The sequence below is a fragment of the Pseudomonas sp. 2,4-D genome (assembly GCF_030418155.1).
Classification (GTDB): Bacteria; Pseudomonadota; Gammaproteobacteria; order Pseudomonadales; family Pseudomonadaceae; genus Aquipseudomonas; species Aquipseudomonas alloputida.
In genome coordinates, this window is sequence record NZ_JAUHUI010000001.1 from 436,332 (window position 1) to 453,475 (window position 17,144).

16 protein-coding genes and 1 pseudogene are annotated in these 17,144 nt (G+C 63.0%); 10 read left to right on the plus strand and 7 right to left on the minus strand.

What is annotated here, in order from left to right:
- Window positions 1-113 precede the first annotated feature (113 nt).
- Both QYE47_RS02060 and QYE47_RS02065 read left to right on the plus strand, forming a co-directional pair.
- Complete coding sequence (locus QYE47_RS02060; protein WP_003249070.1) at window positions 114-779, plus strand: TetR/AcrR family transcriptional regulator; 666 nt, start codon at window positions 114-116, stop codon at window positions 777-779.
- 35 nt (window positions 780-814) lie between these two features.
- Window positions 815-1,669 carry a sulfurtransferase gene (locus QYE47_RS02065; RefSeq protein WP_070384446.1) on the plus strand — a complete coding sequence of 285 codons (855 nt, stop codon included), beginning with the start codon at window positions 815-817 and terminating at the stop codon, window positions 1,667-1,669.
- 12 nt (window positions 1,670-1,681) lie between these two features.
- Here QYE47_RS02065 and QYE47_RS02070 read toward each other — a convergent pair whose 3' ends face one another.
- The 6 genes from QYE47_RS02070 to QYE47_RS02095 all read right to left on the minus strand — a co-directional run bounded on the left by QYE47_RS02070 (window position 1,682) and on the right by QYE47_RS02095 (window position 8,937).
- Window positions 1,682-2,674 (minus strand): hydrolase, encoded by a 993-nt coding sequence (locus tag QYE47_RS02070; protein ID WP_014592736.1) that lies wholly within the window; start codon window positions 2,672-2,674, stop codon window positions 1,682-1,684.
- A gap of 60 nt (window positions 2,675-2,734) precedes the next feature.
- A complete protein-coding gene (locus QYE47_RS02075) occupies window positions 2,735-4,108 on the minus strand; it encodes a pitrilysin family protein (protein ID WP_301158827.1) in 1,374 nt (457 codons plus the stop codon).
- Entirely contained in the window at window positions 4,101-5,402 is a 1,302-nt protein-coding gene (locus tag QYE47_RS02080) for a pitrilysin family protein (protein WP_014592734.1), read from the minus strand. Before QYE47_RS02080 ends, QYE47_RS02075 begins: the two co-directional genes overlap by 8 nt.
- Before the next feature lie 94 nt (window positions 5,403-5,496).
- A complete protein-coding gene (gene rsmD / locus QYE47_RS02085) occupies window positions 5,497-6,099 on the minus strand; it encodes a 16S rRNA (guanine(966)-N(2))-methyltransferase RsmD (protein WP_014592733.1) in 603 nt (200 codons plus the stop codon).
- A complete protein-coding gene (locus QYE47_RS02090) occupies window positions 6,099-7,589 on the minus strand; it encodes a pitrilysin family protein (protein WP_014592732.1) in 1,491 nt (496 codons plus the stop codon). Before QYE47_RS02090 ends, rsmD begins: the two co-directional genes overlap by 1 nt.
- Window positions 7,582-8,937, minus strand: coding sequence for a pitrilysin family protein (locus QYE47_RS02095; protein WP_004575476.1), 1,356 nt, complete (start codon window positions 8,935-8,937; stop codon window positions 7,582-7,584). The genes QYE47_RS02090 and QYE47_RS02095 overlap by 8 nt, the downstream gene beginning before the upstream one ends.
- A 231-nt stretch (window positions 8,938-9,168) precedes the next feature.
- Here QYE47_RS02095 and ftsY point away from each other — a divergent pair, with 231 nt between their 5' ends.
- The 4 genes from ftsY (at window position 9,169) to rpoH (ending at window position 13,324) form a co-directional block, all read left to right on the plus strand.
- Window positions 9,169-10,662, plus strand: a complete 1,494-nt coding sequence (gene ftsY, locus QYE47_RS02100) for a signal recognition particle-docking protein FtsY (RefSeq protein ID WP_070384445.1) — start codon at window positions 9,169-9,171, stop codon at window positions 10,660-10,662.
- Between the two features lie 2 nt (window positions 10,663-10,664).
- The gene (ftsE, locus tag QYE47_RS02105) at window positions 10,665-11,336 is read left to right on the plus strand and encodes a cell division ATP-binding protein FtsE (protein WP_003249079.1); all 672 of its coding nucleotides are present in this window, start codon (window positions 10,665-10,667) and stop codon (window positions 11,334-11,336) included.
- A complete protein-coding gene (gene ftsX, locus QYE47_RS02110) occupies window positions 11,333-12,358 on the plus strand; it encodes a permease-like cell division protein FtsX (RefSeq protein WP_014592730.1) in 1,026 nt (341 codons plus the stop codon). Before ftsE ends, ftsX begins: the two co-directional genes overlap by 4 nt.
- A 111-nt stretch (window positions 12,359-12,469) precedes the next feature.
- Window positions 12,470-13,324, plus strand: a complete 855-nt coding sequence (gene rpoH / locus QYE47_RS02115; protein WP_009684917.1) for an RNA polymerase sigma factor RpoH — start codon at window positions 12,470-12,472, stop codon at window positions 13,322-13,324.
- Window positions 13,325-13,528: 204 nt separating this feature from the next.
- Here rpoH and mtgA read toward each other — a convergent pair.
- Window positions 13,529-14,274: pseudogene (gene mtgA / locus QYE47_RS02120) on the minus strand (monofunctional biosynthetic peptidoglycan transglycosylase).
- Window positions 14,275-14,303: 29 nt separating this feature from the next.
- Between mtgA and QYE47_RS02125 the strand changes: the two are divergent.
- The 4 genes from QYE47_RS02125 (at window position 14,304) to trmB (ending at window position 16,577) form a co-directional block, all read left to right on the plus strand.
- Complete coding sequence (locus tag QYE47_RS02125; protein WP_014592729.1) at window positions 14,304-14,675, plus strand: DUF423 domain-containing protein; 372 nt, start codon at window positions 14,304-14,306, stop codon at window positions 14,673-14,675.
- A 102-nt stretch (window positions 14,676-14,777) separates the two neighbouring features.
- Window positions 14,778-14,978, plus strand: a complete 201-nt coding sequence (thiS, locus tag QYE47_RS02130; protein ID WP_003249090.1) for a sulfur carrier protein ThiS — start codon at window positions 14,778-14,780, stop codon at window positions 14,976-14,978.
- A 54-nt stretch (window positions 14,979-15,032) separates the two neighbouring features.
- Window positions 15,033-15,845 (plus strand): thiazole synthase, encoded by an 813-nt coding sequence (locus QYE47_RS02135; protein ID WP_003249091.1) that lies wholly within the window; start codon window positions 15,033-15,035, stop codon window positions 15,843-15,845.
- Between the two features lie 9 nt (window positions 15,846-15,854).
- A complete protein-coding gene (gene trmB / locus QYE47_RS02140) occupies window positions 15,855-16,577 on the plus strand; it encodes a tRNA (guanosine(46)-N7)-methyltransferase TrmB (RefSeq protein WP_070384444.1) in 723 nt (240 codons plus the stop codon).
- Window positions 16,578-17,144 lie beyond the last annotated feature (567 nt).

The window sequence follows — 17,144 nt, forward strand, 5'->3', positions numbered from 1 at the left end:
TACTCTAATTTGTACCATGGTGCGAATTTTTCCATGCCGCTCAACGGTGCATTCCATCTGTAATACGCCGTAAGATAAGCCTTTGATGAAAGCCTGCAGACTGGGAGCTGAGCATGGCCCCGCGCATGAAGACCCGAGAGCGCATCGTGCAGAACAGCCTGGAGCTGTTCAACCAGCAGGGCGAACGCAGCGTCAGTACCAACCACATTGCCGCGCACATGGAAATCTCGCCCGGCAACCTGTATTACCACTTCCCCAACAAGCAGGCGATCATTGCCCTGTTGTTCAGCCAGTACGAAGCGCTGGTGGACAGCTTTCTGCGCCCGCCGCAGGGCCGCGCGGCAACCGTGGAAGACAAACGCTTCTACCTCAAGGCCTTGCTGGCGGCTATGTGGAACTACCGCTTCCTGCACCGTGACCTGGAGCATCTGCTGGACAGCGACGCCGAACTGGCCGCCCGTTACCGGCGTTTTTCCGAACGCTGCCTGCGCCAGGGCCAGGCGATCTACCGCGGCTTCGTCGAGGCAGGGATCCTGGCCATGGTGCCGGCGCAGATCGAATCGCTGACCATCAATGCCTGGATCGTGCTGACATCATGGGTACGTTTTCTTAGCACCACGCGTGAACATTCCGCGCACTTGGGTGAAGAAGCCTTCAAGCGCGGCGTCTATCAGGTGCTGGTGCTGGAGCTCGGTTTCGTCACCGACAATGCCCGTCCTGCCGTGGACGCGCTGTGTCAGGAATTCCATGTACCGTTCAACCAGGCTCTGGAGCACTAGCCCAGGGCTCTTGTGCCATAGATCAGGAGATTGTCATGTCCCTTGCGCAATTGATCACCCCGCAGCAGTTGGCCGAGCGTCTGGGCTCGCCCAAGTTGGTGATCCTCGACTGCCGCTTTGCCCTCGAGGATGTGGACTATGGCCAGCGCAGCTATGCCCAGGGGCATATTGAGGGGGCGCATTTTGCCGACCTGGACCGGGATCTCAGCGGGCCGGTGAGCAAGGGGCGCACCGGGCGCCACCCATTGCCCGATCCGCAGCAGCTGGTCGAGCGCCTGCGAGAGTGGGGCCTGAACAACGACAGCGAGGTGGTGCTGTACGACGACGGCCCCGGCGCCTTTGCCGCCCGCGCCTGGTGGCTACTGGTCTGGCTGGGCAAGCGCAGCGGTGTGGCGATTCTCGACGGTGGCCTGAAGGCTTGGCACGCGGCGCACCTGCCGTTGAGCCTGGACCCACCGCCCAAACGTGAGGGCACTTTCAGTGGTGAACCTGACGCGAAGCTGCTGATCGATGCCGACCATCTGGGCAAGCGCCTTGGTAGCACAGACCTGACTTTGATCGATGCGCGTGCCTTGCCACGTTTTCGCGGTGAAGTGGAGCCGATCGACCCGGTGGCGGGGCATATTCCCGGTGCCCAGTGCGCAGCGTTTACCGACAACTTAGGCGCTGATGGGCGCTTCTTGCCTTCGGACCAACTCAGGCAGCGCTTTGCCGAAATGCTTGCCGGGCGGGCGCCGGAGCAGTTGGTGTCTTACTGCGGATCCGGGGTGACGGCTTGCCATAACCTGTTTGCCTTGGCGCTGGCAGGCTACCCGCTAGGCAAGCTGTATGCCGGGTCGTGGAGTGAGTGGATCAACAATCCCGCGCACGGCGTGGCTACGGGCGAATAGATCCAGCTCGGGCTAGGTACCCTCGACCAGCCACTGCGGAATCCGGCGCTCCAGGTAATACCCCGGATTGCGCAGACTGCCGTCCACAAAGCCCACATGCCCGCCACGGCTATGCAGTTCGAAGCGGGTTTGCGATGCCAGTTCACGGGCTGTGGGCAAGCTGTGGCAGGACACGAACGGGTCATCGCTGGAATGGATGATCAGCGTCGGCGTGCGATTCTGGCCCAAGAAGAAATGGCTCGATGAGCGACGATAGTAGTCGTGCACGTCGCGAAACCCGTTCAGGGGGGCGGTAACCCTACCGTCGAAGTCCCAGAATGTGCGCAACTTGGTCAGTGGCCCCAAGCGCTGCAGCGTCGCCAGCCGGTCATGTTGGCCGTTGGCGTGAAAGTGCTGCTGCTTGAGCTGTACATACGCCAGCATTTCGCGCATGAAGTGCGCTTGGTAAACCTTGGAGAAACCTCGGCCAATGCGGTCGGCACAGTGGTCCAGGCGAAACGGCACCGATACTGCGACCGCCGCCTCCAGCTGGCTGGCGACCCCGCTCTCGCCCAGGTATTTCAGCAGAACGTTGCCCCCCAGCGAGTAACCCACCGCGTACAGCGGCGCCAGTGGGCGCTGGGCGCGCAGGTGGCTGACAATTTCGGCCAGGTCCTCGCTGGCGCCGGAATGGTAGCTGCGGGGCAGGAGATTGGGCTCGCCCGAGCAGCCGCGCCAGTTCGCTGCCACACTGGCCCAACCGCGTGCGTGCAAACTTTGCTGCAGGCCTTTGACGTACGGCGAATGGGACGAACCGGTCAGCCCGTGCAGCACCAGCACCAATGGCACATTCGGCTGGTGCGGGCCGTGCCAGTCCAGGTCGATGAAGTCACCGTCGGCCAGCCACAAGCGTTCGCGGCTACGTGGCAGGTCCGGCAGCTTGCGCCACAATGGCCCCCACAGCGTTTGCAGATGGGGGTTGGACAGGCCGAAGGCTGGGTGGAACGTGGCGCTGGTAGTGGGCATGCTGGGCGACTCATGTTGTGCCTGCCTAGAGTGCCATGAAACAGCGCCACAGTACCTGCGCTATTGGTAGAGGGCCGGCAACGCTTGCTGCTCGGCTTGAGGGCCGACACTGACCAGCACCTTCTGGTCCAGGTCGAGCCGGCGCTGCATGACAGCGCGAAGGTCCGCTGGGGTCAGCCTGCCGATGCGCTCGATGTAGGTGTTCAAATAGTCCGCGGGCTGGTTTTGATGGGTGATCTGCGCGAGCAACGCTGCCAGGCTCTTGTTTTGCGCTATCCCGCGTAGCTGTTGCCCGGCCAGACGATTGCGCGCCAGGTCCAGCTCGGCCTGGGTCGGGCCTTGGTCGATGAAGTCGCGCAGCAGCTCCTCTACCAAAGCCTGCGAGCCTTGCACGTACGCAGGGGCGATTTCCCACGAGATGGTCAACAGGCCACCGGCACTCATGGGCGACACTCGACTGTAGATACCGTAGGTCAGCCCACGGCGTTGGCGCATTTCCACCATCAGGCGGGATTCGAGGTCTGCCCCCAATACCTCGCTAGCCAACACCAGCGCTGGATACTCCGGGTCATTGGCGGGTACGTTCATGGGCACTGCCAACACCAATGCACTGCTGGCACCATCCTGCTCGATGTTCACAGTTGCACTGGCTGCTGCCGGCACGGCAGGCAGCTTTACGGCGGACCAGCCTTGGGGCAGGGCCTGGCTTATTTGCTGGGCAATGTCTTGTGCATCAGCAAGGGAGAGGTCCCCGACCAACACCATTTCCAGGTTGCTGGCGGAATAAGCACGCTGGTGGAATGCCCGCAAGTCCTCAGGGGTGACAGTTGCCATACCCTCGGCTGTGCTACCCCAAGGGTTGCCGTAGGGGTGCCCCTTGAACAAATGGCGGAAAACTTCGCTCCGGGCCCTGATGTCGGGGCGCCGTTCTCGTGATGCATTGGACTGCAACAGCTGGCGCTTTACCGTCTCCAATGCAAGGGCTGGAAAGGCAGGGCGTGCGGCAAGATCGATGAAAAGCGCCAAGGCAGGATCAAGCAGAGCCTTGCTGCTCAGGCTGCGCAGGCTCAATGTCGCGTGCTCCAGGCGGACCTGTTTGTCCATGATCACGCCCAGTCGCTCCATGCGCTCGGCTTGCTGGGCGGCGGTGTAAAGCTGGCTGCCCTCGTCGAGCATATGCAGCGTCAGGGCTGCCAGGCCGGATTGCAGGGGGGCTTGGCTTGTGCCGGCCTTGAACCGCAATACCACATCGACGATAGGTAACCCACGTGCTTCGACGAACTTCACACCTGCGCCTGTTGCTGTTGTCCAGGCTTGCACATGTGTCTGATGGGGCGTGAGCTGGTTCAGGTCCAGCCCCTGGGCCGAGATCAGGCCGCCAAAAATATTATCGCCATCGGCCGTATGCTGGGGCTGCGCAATAATGTCACTCATCAGCGCTCTCCTTGGTGTGCATGAAAGTGATAGCGGCTCGGTCTTCGGTGAGGAAGTCCAGGGCAGCCTGGCCAACTTGTTCGGCTGTCACGGCGTTGATGGCCTGCCGTTCATCGTCCAGCGTCACGGGGTCCAGGCCGCAGCTGGCCTGCTTGCCAATGGTTTCTGCCTGTTTGCCGATATCGTCCATTTCGAACAGTCGCCTGGCCAGCAGCCGCGCTTTGGCGCGTTGAAGGCCTTCTTTGGAGGGGGCGGAGTGGCGGAACGCATTGATTTCCAGCATCAGCCTTTCGGCTGCTTCTTCTGGCGTAACGTGTGGGCTGCAGAACGTGTAGAGGGTCAGCAGGCTGTCGCCCCGTTGCCAAGGCTCATAATCTGACCGGATCCCCCGCAGTAGCGGTTCCTCCAACACCAACCTGCGTTGCAAGGTGCTGGCTTGGCCGTCGGCCAGGATGTCGGGTAGCAGCCTCAGTGCATAAGCTTGCTCATCAGACTTGGCGGTACATTGGCTGGGGAGGTTGAAACTGAGGATCACGCCCGTGTACAGGCCTTGCAAGCGCAGGGTCTGGTAGCGCCGTAAAAGACCTGGCGGGGCTTTGTGGGTTTGTCGCAGCGGCAGGCGATTGGCGGGGATCGCTGAAAAGTGCCGGGTTACCAGGGTTTGCAGTTGTGGCAAGGCAATGTCGCCGGCTACCGCAAGCGTGGCGTTGTTAGGGTGATACCAGCTTTGGTACCAGGTACGTGCTGCAGCCAGCGTCATGTGGCCAAGGTCCGCTTTGTGACCGATCACTGGCGTGCCGTAGCCGCTGTTGCCATAGGCCAGTAGCTGGTGATGCTCCAGGGCCAGCGCGAGAGGGGTGTTATCGATATTCTCACGTCGCTCGGCCATGACCACTGCCAGTTCGCGAGCGAAGGGTGCGCTGTCGAGGGTAGCGCTTGCCATCACGTCGGCCATGGCTTCCAACGCGATCTCCAGGCGATTGCTGGGTAATGTAAGCGGGAAGACCGTGGCTTCTTGGGCAGTGAATGCATTCGGATTGCCACCAAGGCGGGCCATGAGCGCGGAGTACTGGCCGCCGGCCAACTTGCTGCTGCCTTCGAACAGCAGATGCTCCAGTGCGTGAGAAAGGCCGGTGTGGCCTTCAGGCTCGTAGCTGGAGCCGACGTGATACCACAGTTGCGCACTGACCAGTGGCGCGCGCCTGTCTTCACGAAGGTACACACGCAAGCCATTGGCCAGTGTAAAAGCGCTTACTGCGCTGGTGGGCGCAGGCGGGGAAGGGTTTCGGGGCATGGTTGACGCGCTCCTGCAAGAATAGAAGGAGAAGCTTCAGCCATGCCCCAGGCCGGTTGGCGGTAACTAAATACGCCAGCCCCGGGTTATGTGGTCAGGCCCGCTGCCAAAGTGCGTAGTGCACCTGGCCAGTCTTTTTTTCACGGTGCAGGCGCCAGTTGCCTGGCAGCTGCAAGGTCGAGGGTGCCGCTTCGCTTTCTGTGTAGACCCATGCCTGCTCGCTCAACCACTGATGCTGCTCCAGCATGTTGCAGGTGTTGGCCAGCAGGTCCTGGTGGAACGGCGGGTCGAGGAACACGACATCGAACTGCTGCTTGGCCGGGGCTTGCAAGTAGCGCAGGGCGTCGGTTTGCAGAATTTGCCCGCGAGGACAGCGCAGGATTTCGAGGTTGTTCTTCAGGTTGGCGATGGCCGCAGGGTTGCTGTCCAGCGCCACGGCATCCTCGGCCCCACGGGACAGGGCTTCGAGCACCAAGGCACCGCTGCCGGTGAAGGCGTCCAGCACGCGGGCGCCCTCGATGTAGGGTGCCAGCCAGTTGAATACGGTTTCCCGTACGCGGTCAGGCGTTGGCCGCAGGCCTTCGCCTTCCGGCACCGCCAGGCGGCGGCTGCGCCACTCGCCGGCGATGATGCGCAGGTGGCCCTGGCCCTTGCTTGGGCCCGCCTGCGGGCGGGCGGGAGGGGTGGATCTTGGCATTAGTGCTCCGGTACCCCGAGCGGTTGCTCGGAGGGCTTGTCAGTGGGTGCTGGCAGCGGTTTTTGTGGCACTTTCGGGCCAACGGTGACGATCACCAGTTTATCGGCTGACAGGTGTTTGTTCATGGCTGCCTTGACCTGTTCGACGGTAAGGGCCTGGGACTGTTGCATGAAGTCCTCTAGCCAGGTCAGCGGCAAGTTGTAGAAGCCGATTGCGCCCAGTTGGCCGACGATGCTGGCATTACTGGCATTGGACAGCGGGAAGCTGCCGGCCAGCTCGCGCTTGGCATCGTCCAGTTCCTGTTGGGTAGGGCCCGTCTTCAGGTAGTCGGCGAGAATGCCTTGCACCAGCTTGAGCGTACCTTCGCTGAGCTCGGCACGGGTTTGCAGGTTGATCATGAACGGGCCGCGTACCTGCATCGGGCTGAATACCGAGTAAACGCCGTAGGTCAGGCCACGCTTCTCTCGCACCTCGCTCATCAGCCGGGTACCGAAGGCGCCACCACCAAGGATCTGGTTGCCCAGCGACAGGGCTGGCCAGTCCGGGTCCTGGCGGTCGATCCCCAGTTCGGCCAGCATCAGGTGGGTCTGCTTGGACGGGAAGTCGATGTGGGTCAGGCCGGCCTTGGCGTCTGCGGGTTGGGCCGGTGCGGCCAGCGCAGGGCCCTTGGGCAGGCCGGCAGACACCTGTGCGGCGATGGCTTCGGCCTCTGAACGGCTGAGGTCGCCGACCAGGGCGATTACCGCATTGCCGCCGGTATAGGCCTTCGCGTGGAACGCGCGCAGTTGGGCAAGGCTAATGCCCGAAATGCTCTCTGCGGTGCCGTCGCTTGGGTGGGCGTAGGGGTGGTCGCCATAGAGCTTGCCGAAAAGGGACTTGCCGGCGATCTTGCCGGGGTTTTGCTTCTCATATTCGAAGCCAGCCAGCATCTGGTTCTTGATGCGCTTGAGGGCATCCTCGGGGAATGTCGGCTTGCCCGCCACCTCTGTAAACAGTTTGAGGGCCGGTTCGCGCTTGTCCTTGGTACTGAGGCTGCGCAGCGATGCGACGGCCATGTCGCGGTAGGAACCGTTGCCAAAGTCTGCGCCCAGGCCTTCGAAGCCTTCGGCGATGGCGGTGACGTCCTTGCCGGCCACGCCCTCGTTGAGCATGGCGTTGGTCAGAGCGGCCAGGCCTGGCGTGCCGCCGTCCTGGCTGCTGCCGGCGGCGAAGGTGACACGCAGGTCGAACATGGGCAGTTCGCGGGCCTCGACGAACAGCACCCGGGCACCTTCGGCGGTGTTCCAGTGCTGAATGTTCAACTGACGCCGGCTGGGGGCCTTGCCATTCAGTTCGGCCAGCGACTGCAAGGTGTTGGCCGGGCGGGCCGCGCTGCTGTCGGCCTTGGCAGCGTTATCGGCCATGGCCGGAGCGGCCAGCACTGCCGCCAGCGCCAGGGCACGAATGCCCGTGGCCAGCAGGGTTGGGCGTGGTGCGCGGCGATCACTCATGGGCGGACTCCTCGGGCAGTACATGGGCAACGCTCAGGCGTTCGCGGGTGAAGTAGGTGCGCGCGGCGTTCTGGATGTCCTGCGGGGTGACGCGCTTGAGCTCGTCCAGCTCGCTGTCGATCAGCTTCCATGACAGGCCGACGGTTTCCAGCTGGCCGATGGTAGTGGCCTGGCTGCTGATGGAGTCGCGGTCGTAGACCAGGCCGGCGATGACCTGGGCGCGTACGCGTTCCAGCTCTTCGGCGCTGGGCGGTGTGCTCTTGAGTTCTTCAAGCAGCTGCCAGATGCCCTTCTCGACGTCGGCGAGGGTTTTCTGCTTCTGCACATTCGGCGTCGCCGAGATCAGGAACAGGCTGTCGCCGCGGGTGAAGGCGTTGTAGCTGGACGACGCGCCGGCCACCAGTTCCTGGCCACGCTCCAGGCGGGCCGGCATGCGGGCGCTGTAGCCGCCGTCGAGCAGTGCCGAAATCAGGCGCAGGGCGTGCACCGTCCGAGGGTCCTTGGCGGTGGGCAGGCCGGGCACGTTGAAGCCGTAGATCAGGCTTGGCAGCTGGGTTCGTACGTGCAGGGTCAACTGGCGCCAACCTGGTTCGGCCAGTTCCAGAGGCAGCTTGGCTGGCGGTACGGCGCGTTTGGGTATATTACCGAAATACTTCTGCGCCAGGCCCTTGACCTCGTCGGCGGTGACATCACCGACCACCACCAGAGTGGCGTTGTTGGGGGCGTACCAGGACTCGTACCAATGGCGCAGTTCCTCGACCTTCATGCGCTCCAGGTCGGCCATCCAGCCAATGGTCGGCGTGTGGTAGCCGCTGGCCGGGTAGGCCATGGCGCGGAACAGCTCGAATGCCTTGGCATTGGGCTGGTCGTCGGTGCGCAGGCGGCGTTCTTCCTTGATGACCTCGATTTCGCGGCTGAACTCGTCGGCAGGCAGGCGCAGGCTGGCAAGGCGGTCGGCCTCCAGTTCCAGGGCTACCGGCAGGCGGTCGCGGGCCAGCACTTGGTAATAGGCGGTGTAGTCGTCGCTGGTGAAGGCGTTTTCATCGGCGCCGAGGTCACGCAGAATGCGCGAGGCCTCGCCGGGGCCGACCTTGGCGCTGCCCTTGAACATCATGTGTTCCAGCGCATGGGACAAGCCGGTCTGGCCCGGGGTCTCGTAGCTGGAGCCGACCTTGTACCAGATCTGCGAGACCACCACCGGGGCGCGATGGTCTTCGCGGACAACGACCTTCAGGCCATTGTCGAGGATGAATTCGTGGGTGGGTTGCACATCGGCGGCAAAGGCCGCGAGCGGCAGGCAGAGCGTGCCGAGCAACAGGCCAGCGGCGCGGCGGGCTAGAGCGTTCATACGGTGTTTAACCTGTTCGGCGGCCCGCTGGGTTTAGCGTCGGCGGGCCAGGAGGTGCTAGGATACTGATCCGGTTGCCTGGCGACCATGCCTGTCGCCGTTCTGGCCCACAGGACACTAAGTCAAAACGTTGCGCATGAACCAGCCGGCTTCAAGATAGTCTGTTCTGCGTAGAGAGAATTCCCGATTGGCCATAGCTGGCCTATCGCTACCCTGAGATAGCCGTCTTCCATGTTTGGTTCCAACGACGACAAAAAAGCGCCGGCCGAGGCTGGTGAGAAGAAAGGCCTGTTCAGCTGGTTTCGCAAGAAGCCGCAGCCACCTGCGGGAGCGGGCGTGCCAGCGCATGAACCCCCCGCTGTCGAGCAGTCTGCAGCCGCTCCGGTCGAGGGGTCTGCCGCCGAAGTGCCACAGGCCCCCGAACCCGTTCAGGCCCCTGCGGCCCCACAGCTGGCTGAGCCGCAGCCGGTCGCCGCACCCCCCCGGCCCGCGGTAGTCGAGGCCCCCGTTCCTGAGCCGGTTGCGTCCCAGCCGTTGCAGGCTCCTGAGCCAGAGCCGGTCGCATCCCAGCCGCTGGTGGCACCTGCACCGCAGCCGGTTGCGTCCATGCCCTTGCAGGCGGCCCCTGTCGAGTCTGCCCCTGTCGAGGCCGCCACGCCGGTCAGCAACCTGGTGCTGCCGGTTGCCGAAGAGCCCGTGGCCCTGGTGCCGGACCTGGAGCCGAAAGCACCGCCCGCAATCCCGGAACGCGCGGTACCAGCCCCGGCGGCGCCTGTTGCGGCACCCGTCGAACAGGCCAAGCCCGGCTTCTTCGCGCGCCTCAAGCAAGGCCTGTCCAAGACCAGTGCCAGCATCGGCGAGGGCATGGCCAGCCTGTTCCTCGGCAAGAAGGTCATCGACGACGACCTGCTCGACGAAATCGAGACGCGCCTGCTGACTGCCGACGTGGGTGTGGAAGCTACCTCGGCCATTGTCCAGAACCTGACCCAGAAGGTCGCGCGCAAGCAGTTGGCCGATGCCGATGCCCTGTACAAATCGTTGCAGGAAGAACTGGCTGCGCTGCTGCGCCCGGTCGAGCAGCCGCTGAACGTACAGGCCCAGAACAAACCCTATGTGATCCTTGTGGTTGGCGTGAACGGCGCCGGCAAGACCACCACCATTGGCAAGCTGGCGAAAAAGCTGCAACTGGAAGGCAAGAAGGTCATGCTGGCTGCCGGTGATACCTTCCGCGCAGCCGCGGTCGAGCAGTTGCAGGTGTGGGGTGAGCGTAACCAGATTCCGGTGATCGCCCAGCACACGGGTGCCGACTCTGCTTCGGTAATCTTCGATGCCGTGCAGGCCGCCAAGGCCCGTGGCGTCGACGTGCTGATCGCCGACACTGCCGGCCGCCTGCACACCAAAGACAACCTGATGGAAGAGCTGAAGAAGGTCCGCCGGGTCATCGGCAAGCTCGACGCTGAGGCGCCGCACGAGGTGCTGCTGGTGCTTGACGCCGGCACCGGCCAGAACGCCATCAGTCAGGCCAAGTACTTCAACCAGAGCGTCGAGCTGACCGGCCTGGCCCTGACCAAGCTGGACGGCACTGCCAAGGGCGGGGTGATCTTCGCCCTGGCCAAGCAGTTCAACATCCCGATCCGTTTCATCGGCGTCGGTGAAGGCATCGACGACCTGCGTACCTTCGAAGCCGAGCCGTTCGTCAAGGCTCTGTTCGCCGAGCGAGATTGACCATGATCCGATTCGAGCAGGTTGCCAAGCGCTATCCCAACGGTCATGTGGGTTTGCATGAGCTGAGTTTCCGGGCGCGCCGGGGCGAATTCCTGTTCGTCACCGGCCACTCGGGCGCTGGCAAGAGCACCTTGCTGCGCCTGTTGCTGGCCATGGAGCGCCCGACCAGCGGCAAGCTAATGCTGGCAGGGCAGGACCTGGGCCAGATCAGCAATGCGCAAATCCCGTTCCTGCGCCGGCAGATCGGCGTGGTGTTCCAGAACCACCAGCTGTTGTTCGACCGCACGGTGTTCAACAACATTGCTTTGCCGCTGCAGATTCTCGGCCTGTCCAAGGTCGAGATCGCCAAGCGCGTGGACTCGGCCTTGGAGCGTGTATCGCTGTCCGACAAAGGCGAGCTGTTCCCGGCTGACCTGTCCACCGGGCAGCAGCAGCGGGTGGGTATCGCCCGCGCCATCGTTCACCAGCCGGCTCTGCTGCTGGCTGACGAGCCCACCGGTAACCTCGACCCGCGCCTGGCTGCAGAGATCATGGGCGTGTTCGAGGACATCAACCGCCTGGGCACGACGGTATTGATCGCCAGCCACGACCTGGCGCTGATCGCGCGCATGCGCCATCGCATGCTGACCTTGCAACGCGGCCGCTTGATCGGCGATGGGGAGGCCGGGCAATGAACACAACACGTACGCCGAAGGTTTCCGAGCGGGTTGCACCGAAACCGGCCGATCCGCAACCTGCGAAGAAAAAACGCGGTGAAGACGATGATGGCCCGGACTTCAGCACCCTGCTGCATGCCTGGCTGGAAAGCCACCGTGCCAGCTTGGCCGACAGCCTGCGCCGCCTGGGCAAGCAGCCGATCGGCAGCTTCTTCACTTGCCTGGTCATGGCCGTGGCGCTGAGCATGCCGATGGGCCTGTCCTTGTTGCTGAAGAACGTCGAGCAGCTTGGCGGTTCGTGGCAGCGCGCTGCGCAGATTTCGCTGTACCTCAAGCTTGATGCCGGCAGCCGCGATGGCGAAGCGCTGCGCGACGAGATCAAGGGCATGCCTGGCGTGGCGGACGCCCAGTATGTCAGCCGCGAGCAGGCCCTGGAGGAGTTCCAGCAGCAGTCCGGCCTGGGCGAGGCCTTGCGCGAACTGCCAGACAACCCACTGCCGGGTGTGGTGGTGGTAACCCCGACCGAGGTCGACAAGCCGGCCCTGGACGCCTTGCGTCAGCGCCTGGCGGAGTTGCCGCGGGTGGACGTGGCGCAACTGGACCTGGTCTGGGTCGAGCGCCTGGCAGCCATCCTCAAGCTGGGTGACCGCTTCGTCTTCGGCCTGGCCGTGATGCTGATTTCTGCCCTGCTGTTAGTAATCGGTAACACAATTCGTCTACACATTGAAAACCGTCGTATCGAGATCGAAGTGATCAAGCTGGTCGGCGGCACCGACGCCTACGTGCGCCGGCCGTTCCTGTACATGGGCGCCCTGTATGGCCTGGGTGCAGGCCTGCTGGCGTGGGGCATCCTGGCGTTTGGCCTGAACTGGCTGAACGAGGCGGTGGTAGGGCTTTCCGGGCTGTATGGCAGTGACTTCGCCCTGGGCGGCGTTCCGGCTTCCGATGGTCTGTCGCTCTTGATCGGAGCAGTGTTGTTGGGGTATATCGGTGCATGGATTGCAGTCGCCCGCCACTTGAACGAGCTGGCGCCGCGATAGTTTTTACGTGCCAGCATTGACATTTTCTTCACTGCGGAACTTGTACCGTCGTTCCAGGTCAATGTTGGCAGCGCCCACAAGGTGCGAGTTTTGTAAGTCGGAGGTTCTTGAATGACCACATCGTTGCAACCTGCCTATGCCCTGGTACCCGGTGCAAACCTGGAAGCCTATGTGCACACGGTCAACAGCATCCCGCTGCTGACGGTCGAGCAGGAGCGTGATCTGGGCGAGCGTCTCTATTATCAGCAGGATGTCGAGGCCGCTCGTCAGATGGTGATGGCCCACCTGCGTTTCGTTGTACATATCGCCCGTAGTTATGCCGGCTACGGGTTGGCCCAGGCTGACCTGATCCAGGAAGGCAATGTCGGCCTGATGAAGGCCGTCAAGCGCTTCAACCCTGAAATGGGTGTGCGCCTGGTGTCGTTCGCCGTGCACTGGATCAAGGCAGAGATCCACGAGTTCATTCTGCGCAACTGGCGCATCGTCAAAGTGGCTACCACCAAGGCTCAGCGCAAGCTGTTCTTCAACCTGCGTAGTCAGAAGAAGCGCCTGGCGTGGCTGAACAACGACGAAGTGCATCGCGTGGCGGAAAGCCTTGGCGTCGAGCCGCGCGAAGTGCGCGAGATGGAAAGCCGCCTCAGCGGCCAGGACATGGCCTTCGACCCGGCAGCGGAAGCTGACGACGACAGCGCCTTCCAGTCGCCTGCGCATTACCTGGAAGACCACCGTTACGATCCGGCGGTGCAACTGGAGGATGCCGACTGGAGTGACAACTCCACCAGCAACCTGCACGAAGCGCTGCAGGGCCTGGACGAGCGTAGCCGCGACATTCTCTACCAGCGTTGGCTGGCGGAGGAGAAGGCCACGCTGCATGAACTGGCAGACAAGTACAGCGTATCGGCTGAGCGTATTCGCCAGCTGGAGAAGAATGCGATGAACAAGGTCAAGGCACTGATCGCTGCCTGATCGAGTCTGGGTTGTAAGGAAAAGCCGCTGGCCCTGATGGGGTGAGCGGCTTTTTTATTTGTGCTGGCTTTGCCGGCCAATTCGCGGGTAAACCCGCTCCTACAGGGGATGCGGTTGCCCGTAGGCGCGGGTCTGCCCGCGAGGAGGCCGGGCACGCGGTTGCCCGTAGGAGCGGGTTTACCCGCGAAAGGGCCGGGCCTGCATTCAAAGCTTTCTGGAGGAGTCCAGCTGCATCAGGTAGCTGGGCCCACCCAACTGGCTCATCTGCCGGCGAATCCAGCCGGCCCGGCTGGCCACGTAGGCACTCGGTCGGCTGGCACTCCATTTGATGGGGCTAGGCAGCACCGCAGCCAGCTGCGCCGCCTGCTGGCGGCTGAGCCTGCTGGCGTCGACACCAAAGTGATAACGCGCCGCTGCCTGGGCACCAAACACGCCCTTGCCCCACTCGGCGCTGTTCAAATAGACCTCGAGAATCCGCTCTTTCGACCAGAACAGCTCAATCAGTGCGGTGAACCAGGCCTCCAGCCCCTTGCGAAACCAGCTGCGGCCTGACCACAGAAACAGGTTCTTGGCCACTTGTTGGGTCAGGGTGCTGGCGCCGCGAATGTTGCCACCGCGCTCGTTGTGGGCCAGCGCCGCCTGAATGGCCGGGAGGTCGAAGCCCCAGTGGTTGGCGAACTTCTGGTCCTCGCCAGCAATGACTGCAACCTTGAGCTCATCGGAGATGTTCTCCCATGGCTCCCAGTCGCGCTGCAGGTCGATCGGTTCACCATTCACCCAAGACTGTACCTTGCGCTCGACCATCAGCGCCGTGCCGGGCGGTGGTACCCAGCGGAACACCAGCACCAGCACGATGCTGCCGGCAACGAACCAGAGCAGGGCGCGGGAGAGGCGACGGATAAGCGTTGACAGCATGTCGATGGCTTGGCCCTAAGGGTGGAAGGGGCCATTATACAGACCCGATACAAGGAGTCGTCCCATGCTTCGCAGCTTCCTGATGCTTGCCGCCTTTTTCGGCTTTACCGGTGTCGCCCTGGGCGCCTTCGCCGCTCATGGCCTGAAAAACCGGCTGACGGCTGACTACCTGGCGATCTTCCACACCGGCGTGACTTACCAACTGGTCCATGCCTTGGCCATTCTCGGCGTTGCGGTGCTCTCGGCGCACCTGCCCGGGCGCCTGGTCGGGTGGGCTGGCGGCCTGTTTGCGTTGGGCATCGTGCTGTTCTCCGGCAGCCTGTACCTGCTGACCCTCAGTGGCCTTGGCAAGCTTGGCATCATCACCCCGATTGGCGGCTTGTGCTTCCTTGTCGGCTGGCTGTGCCTGGGCCTGGCAGCCTGGCGGCTGGGCTGACCGAGTGGTCCACAATCACGACTAATGGCGCGCACCGCCCTTGGGTTGCAGGGCGGTTCGGCGCTAGAATGCTGGCCCCAAAGAACAATGGTGGCCGTGCGCATGCGCATTAAATTGAACGGTGAACCTTACGAACTGCCTGCCGGCGAAAGCGTTGCAGCCCTGCTGGCGCGCCTGGAACTGACCGGGCGCCGTGTTGCAGTGGAACTGAACCTGGATATCGTGCCGCGCAGCCAGCACGACAGCACGCTGCTGAATGACGGCGACCAGGTCGAAGTGGTCCACGCCATCGGTGGCGGCTGACAGCAGCCCGGCGGTTCACAAGCAAGCCCTGCAACCTTTTCCCGAGGAACAACGATGAGCAACGTTCGTAGCGACAAGCCCTTCACCCTGGCCGGGCGTACTTTCCAGTCGCGCCTGCTGGTCGGTACCGGCAAGTACCGTGACATGGAAGAAACCCGCCTGGCCACCGAGGCCTCGGGTGCCGAAATCGTCACTGTCGCTGTGCGCCGCACCAACCTTGGCCAGAATGCGGGCGAGCCGAACCTGCTCGATGTACTGTCGCCCGACAAGTACACCATCCTGCCGAACACTGCAGGCTGCTTTGACGCGGTGGAAGCGGTACGCACTTGCCGTCTGGCCCGCGAACTGCTCGATGGGCGCAAATCGCACGAGTCCCGGACGCTGGTGAAGCTGGAAGTGCTGGCCGACCAGAAAACCCTGTTCCCCAACGTGATCGAAACCCTCAAGGCAGCCGAAGTGCTGGTCAAGGAAGGTTTCGACGTCATGGTCTACACCAGCGACGACCCGATCATCGCCCGTCAGCTGGCCGAAGTCGGCTGCATCGCGGTCATGCCGCTGGCTGGCCTGATTGGTACCGGCCTGGGTATCTGCAACCCCTACAACCTGCAGATCATCCTGGAAGAATCCAAGGTGCCGGTGCTGGTCGATGCTGGCGTGGGTACCGCATCCGACGCCACCATCGCCATGGAAATGGGCTGTGAGGCAGTGCTGATGAACTCGGCCATCGCCCATGCCCAGCAGCCGGTGCTGATGGCTGAGGCCATGAAGCACGCCATTGTTGCGGGTCGCATGGCCTACCTGGCCGGTCGTATGCCGAAGAAACTCTATGCCAGCGCCTCCTCGCCGCTGGATGGTCTGATCAAGTAAGAGCAACTGATGACTGAATCGCACGATACGCCGATCACCCCCGACGGCGAAGCCCGCCCACACCGCCGCATCAAGAGCTTCGTGATGCGTGCCGGGCGCATGACCGAAGGCCAGCAACGCGGCCTGGATCAAGGCGGCCCGCTGTACATCCTGCCACTGGCTGACAGCCCGGTGGACTACGACCAGGTGTTCGGCCGTTCGGCCCCGCGCACCTTGGAGATCGGTTTCGGCATGGGCCATTCCCTGTTGGAAATGGCGGCCGCCGCCCCTGAGCAGGACTTCATCGGTGTGGAAGTGCACCGCCCGGGTGTTGGCGCGCTGCTCAATGGCGTGCTGACCCAGGGGCTGAAAAACCTGCGGGTGTATGACTGCGATGCCATCGAAGTGCTGAACCGCTGCGTGGCGGATAACAGTCTCGATCGGTTGATGCTGTTCTTCCCAGACCCTTGGCACAAGGCGCGTCATCACAAGCGCCGCATTGTCCAGCTGGAGTTCGCCGAGCTGGTACGTCGCAAGCTCAAGCCCGGTGGTGTGTTCCACATGGCCACCGATTGGGAGCCGTATGCCGAGTACATGCTGGAAGTGATGAGCGCAGCTCCTGGCTATTGCAACCGTGCGGCAGACGGCACCTATGTGCCGCGCCCCGAAGAGCGCCCGATCACCAAGTTCGAACGCCGCGGTGAGCGGCTGGGACATGGGGTGTGGGACTTGAAGTTCGAGAAGACGGATTGAGCGGCTGATACGGCTTTTCGATGTGCTGATGCCTGCAGGAATGCAGGCGAAAATAACCGCCTTGAGAAGGGCGGTTTTTTTTCGGTAATACACAACACCTCAGGGCATGCCCGCGAAGAAACCAACGCGGTGGATGGCACCGGCTTTGCCGGTGTTCGCGGGCGGCTGCGACGGTGAGCGGCGGGTGGAGATTGGCCATCAGGGCCGGCCCATTCGCGGGTGAACCCGCTCCTACAGCGGTCTGTGTCCAACCCCCGAGATGTGTCCACCACCAATCTGTGTAGGAGCGGGTTTACCCGCGAATACGGTGGCGGCAGCAACAGTGCATGGCGGGTGGAAACTGGCCAGCAGGGCCGGCCCTTTCGCGGGTAAACCCGCTCCTACAGTGGGCTGTGTCCAACCACCGATGTGTGTCCACCACCAATCTGTGTAGGAGCGGGTTTACCCGCGAATACGGTGGCGGCAGCAACAGTGAATGGCTGGTGGAAATTGGCCAGCAGGGCCGGCCCTTTCGCGGGTAAACCCGCTCCTACAGTGGGCTGTGTCCAACCACCGATGTGTGTCCAC

What these genes read in the sequence shown, in the direction of transcription:
- QYE47_RS02060 (WP_003249070.1), top strand. Translation starts at nt 114, where the DNA reads ATGGCCCCGCGCATGAAGACCCGAGAGCGCATCGTGCAGAACAGCCTG.
- QYE47_RS02065 (WP_070384446.1), top strand. Translation starts at nt 815, where the DNA reads ATGTCCCTTGCGCAATTGATCACCCCGCAGCAGTTGGCCGAGCGTCTG.
- QYE47_RS02070 (WP_014592736.1), bottom strand. Translation starts at nt 2,674, where the DNA reads ATGCCCACTACCAGCGCCACGTTCCACCCAGCCTTCGGCCTGTCCAAC.
- QYE47_RS02075 (WP_301158827.1), bottom strand. Translation starts at nt 4,108, where the DNA reads ATGAGTGACATTATTGCGCAGCCCCAGCATACGGCCGATGGCGATAAT.
- QYE47_RS02080 (WP_014592734.1), bottom strand. Translation starts at nt 5,402, where the DNA reads ATGCCCCGAAACCCTTCCCCGCCTGCGCCCACCAGCGCAGTAAGCGCT.
- rsmD (WP_014592733.1), bottom strand. Translation starts at nt 6,099, where the DNA reads ATGCCAAGATCCACCCCTCCCGCCCGCCCGCAGGCGGGCCCAAGCAAG.
- QYE47_RS02090 (WP_014592732.1), bottom strand. Translation starts at nt 7,589, where the DNA reads ATGAGTGATCGCCGCGCACCACGCCCAACCCTGCTGGCCACGGGCATT.
- QYE47_RS02095 (WP_004575476.1), bottom strand. Translation starts at nt 8,937, where the DNA reads ATGAACGCTCTAGCCCGCCGCGCCGCTGGCCTGTTGCTCGGCACGCTC.
- ftsY (WP_070384445.1), top strand. Translation starts at nt 9,169, where the DNA reads ATGTTTGGTTCCAACGACGACAAAAAAGCGCCGGCCGAGGCTGGTGAG.
- ftsE (WP_003249079.1), top strand. Translation starts at nt 10,665, where the DNA reads ATGATCCGATTCGAGCAGGTTGCCAAGCGCTATCCCAACGGTCATGTG.
- ftsX (WP_014592730.1), top strand. Translation starts at nt 11,333, where the DNA reads ATGAACACAACACGTACGCCGAAGGTTTCCGAGCGGGTTGCACCGAAA.
- rpoH (WP_009684917.1), top strand. Translation starts at nt 12,470, where the DNA reads ATGACCACATCGTTGCAACCTGCCTATGCCCTGGTACCCGGTGCAAAC.
- QYE47_RS02125 (WP_014592729.1), top strand. Translation starts at nt 14,304, where the DNA reads ATGCTTCGCAGCTTCCTGATGCTTGCCGCCTTTTTCGGCTTTACCGGT.
- thiS (WP_003249090.1), top strand. Translation starts at nt 14,778, where the DNA reads ATGCGCATTAAATTGAACGGTGAACCTTACGAACTGCCTGCCGGCGAA.
- QYE47_RS02135 (WP_003249091.1), top strand. Translation starts at nt 15,033, where the DNA reads ATGAGCAACGTTCGTAGCGACAAGCCCTTCACCCTGGCCGGGCGTACT.
- trmB (WP_070384444.1), top strand. Translation starts at nt 15,855, where the DNA reads ATGACTGAATCGCACGATACGCCGATCACCCCCGACGGCGAAGCCCGC.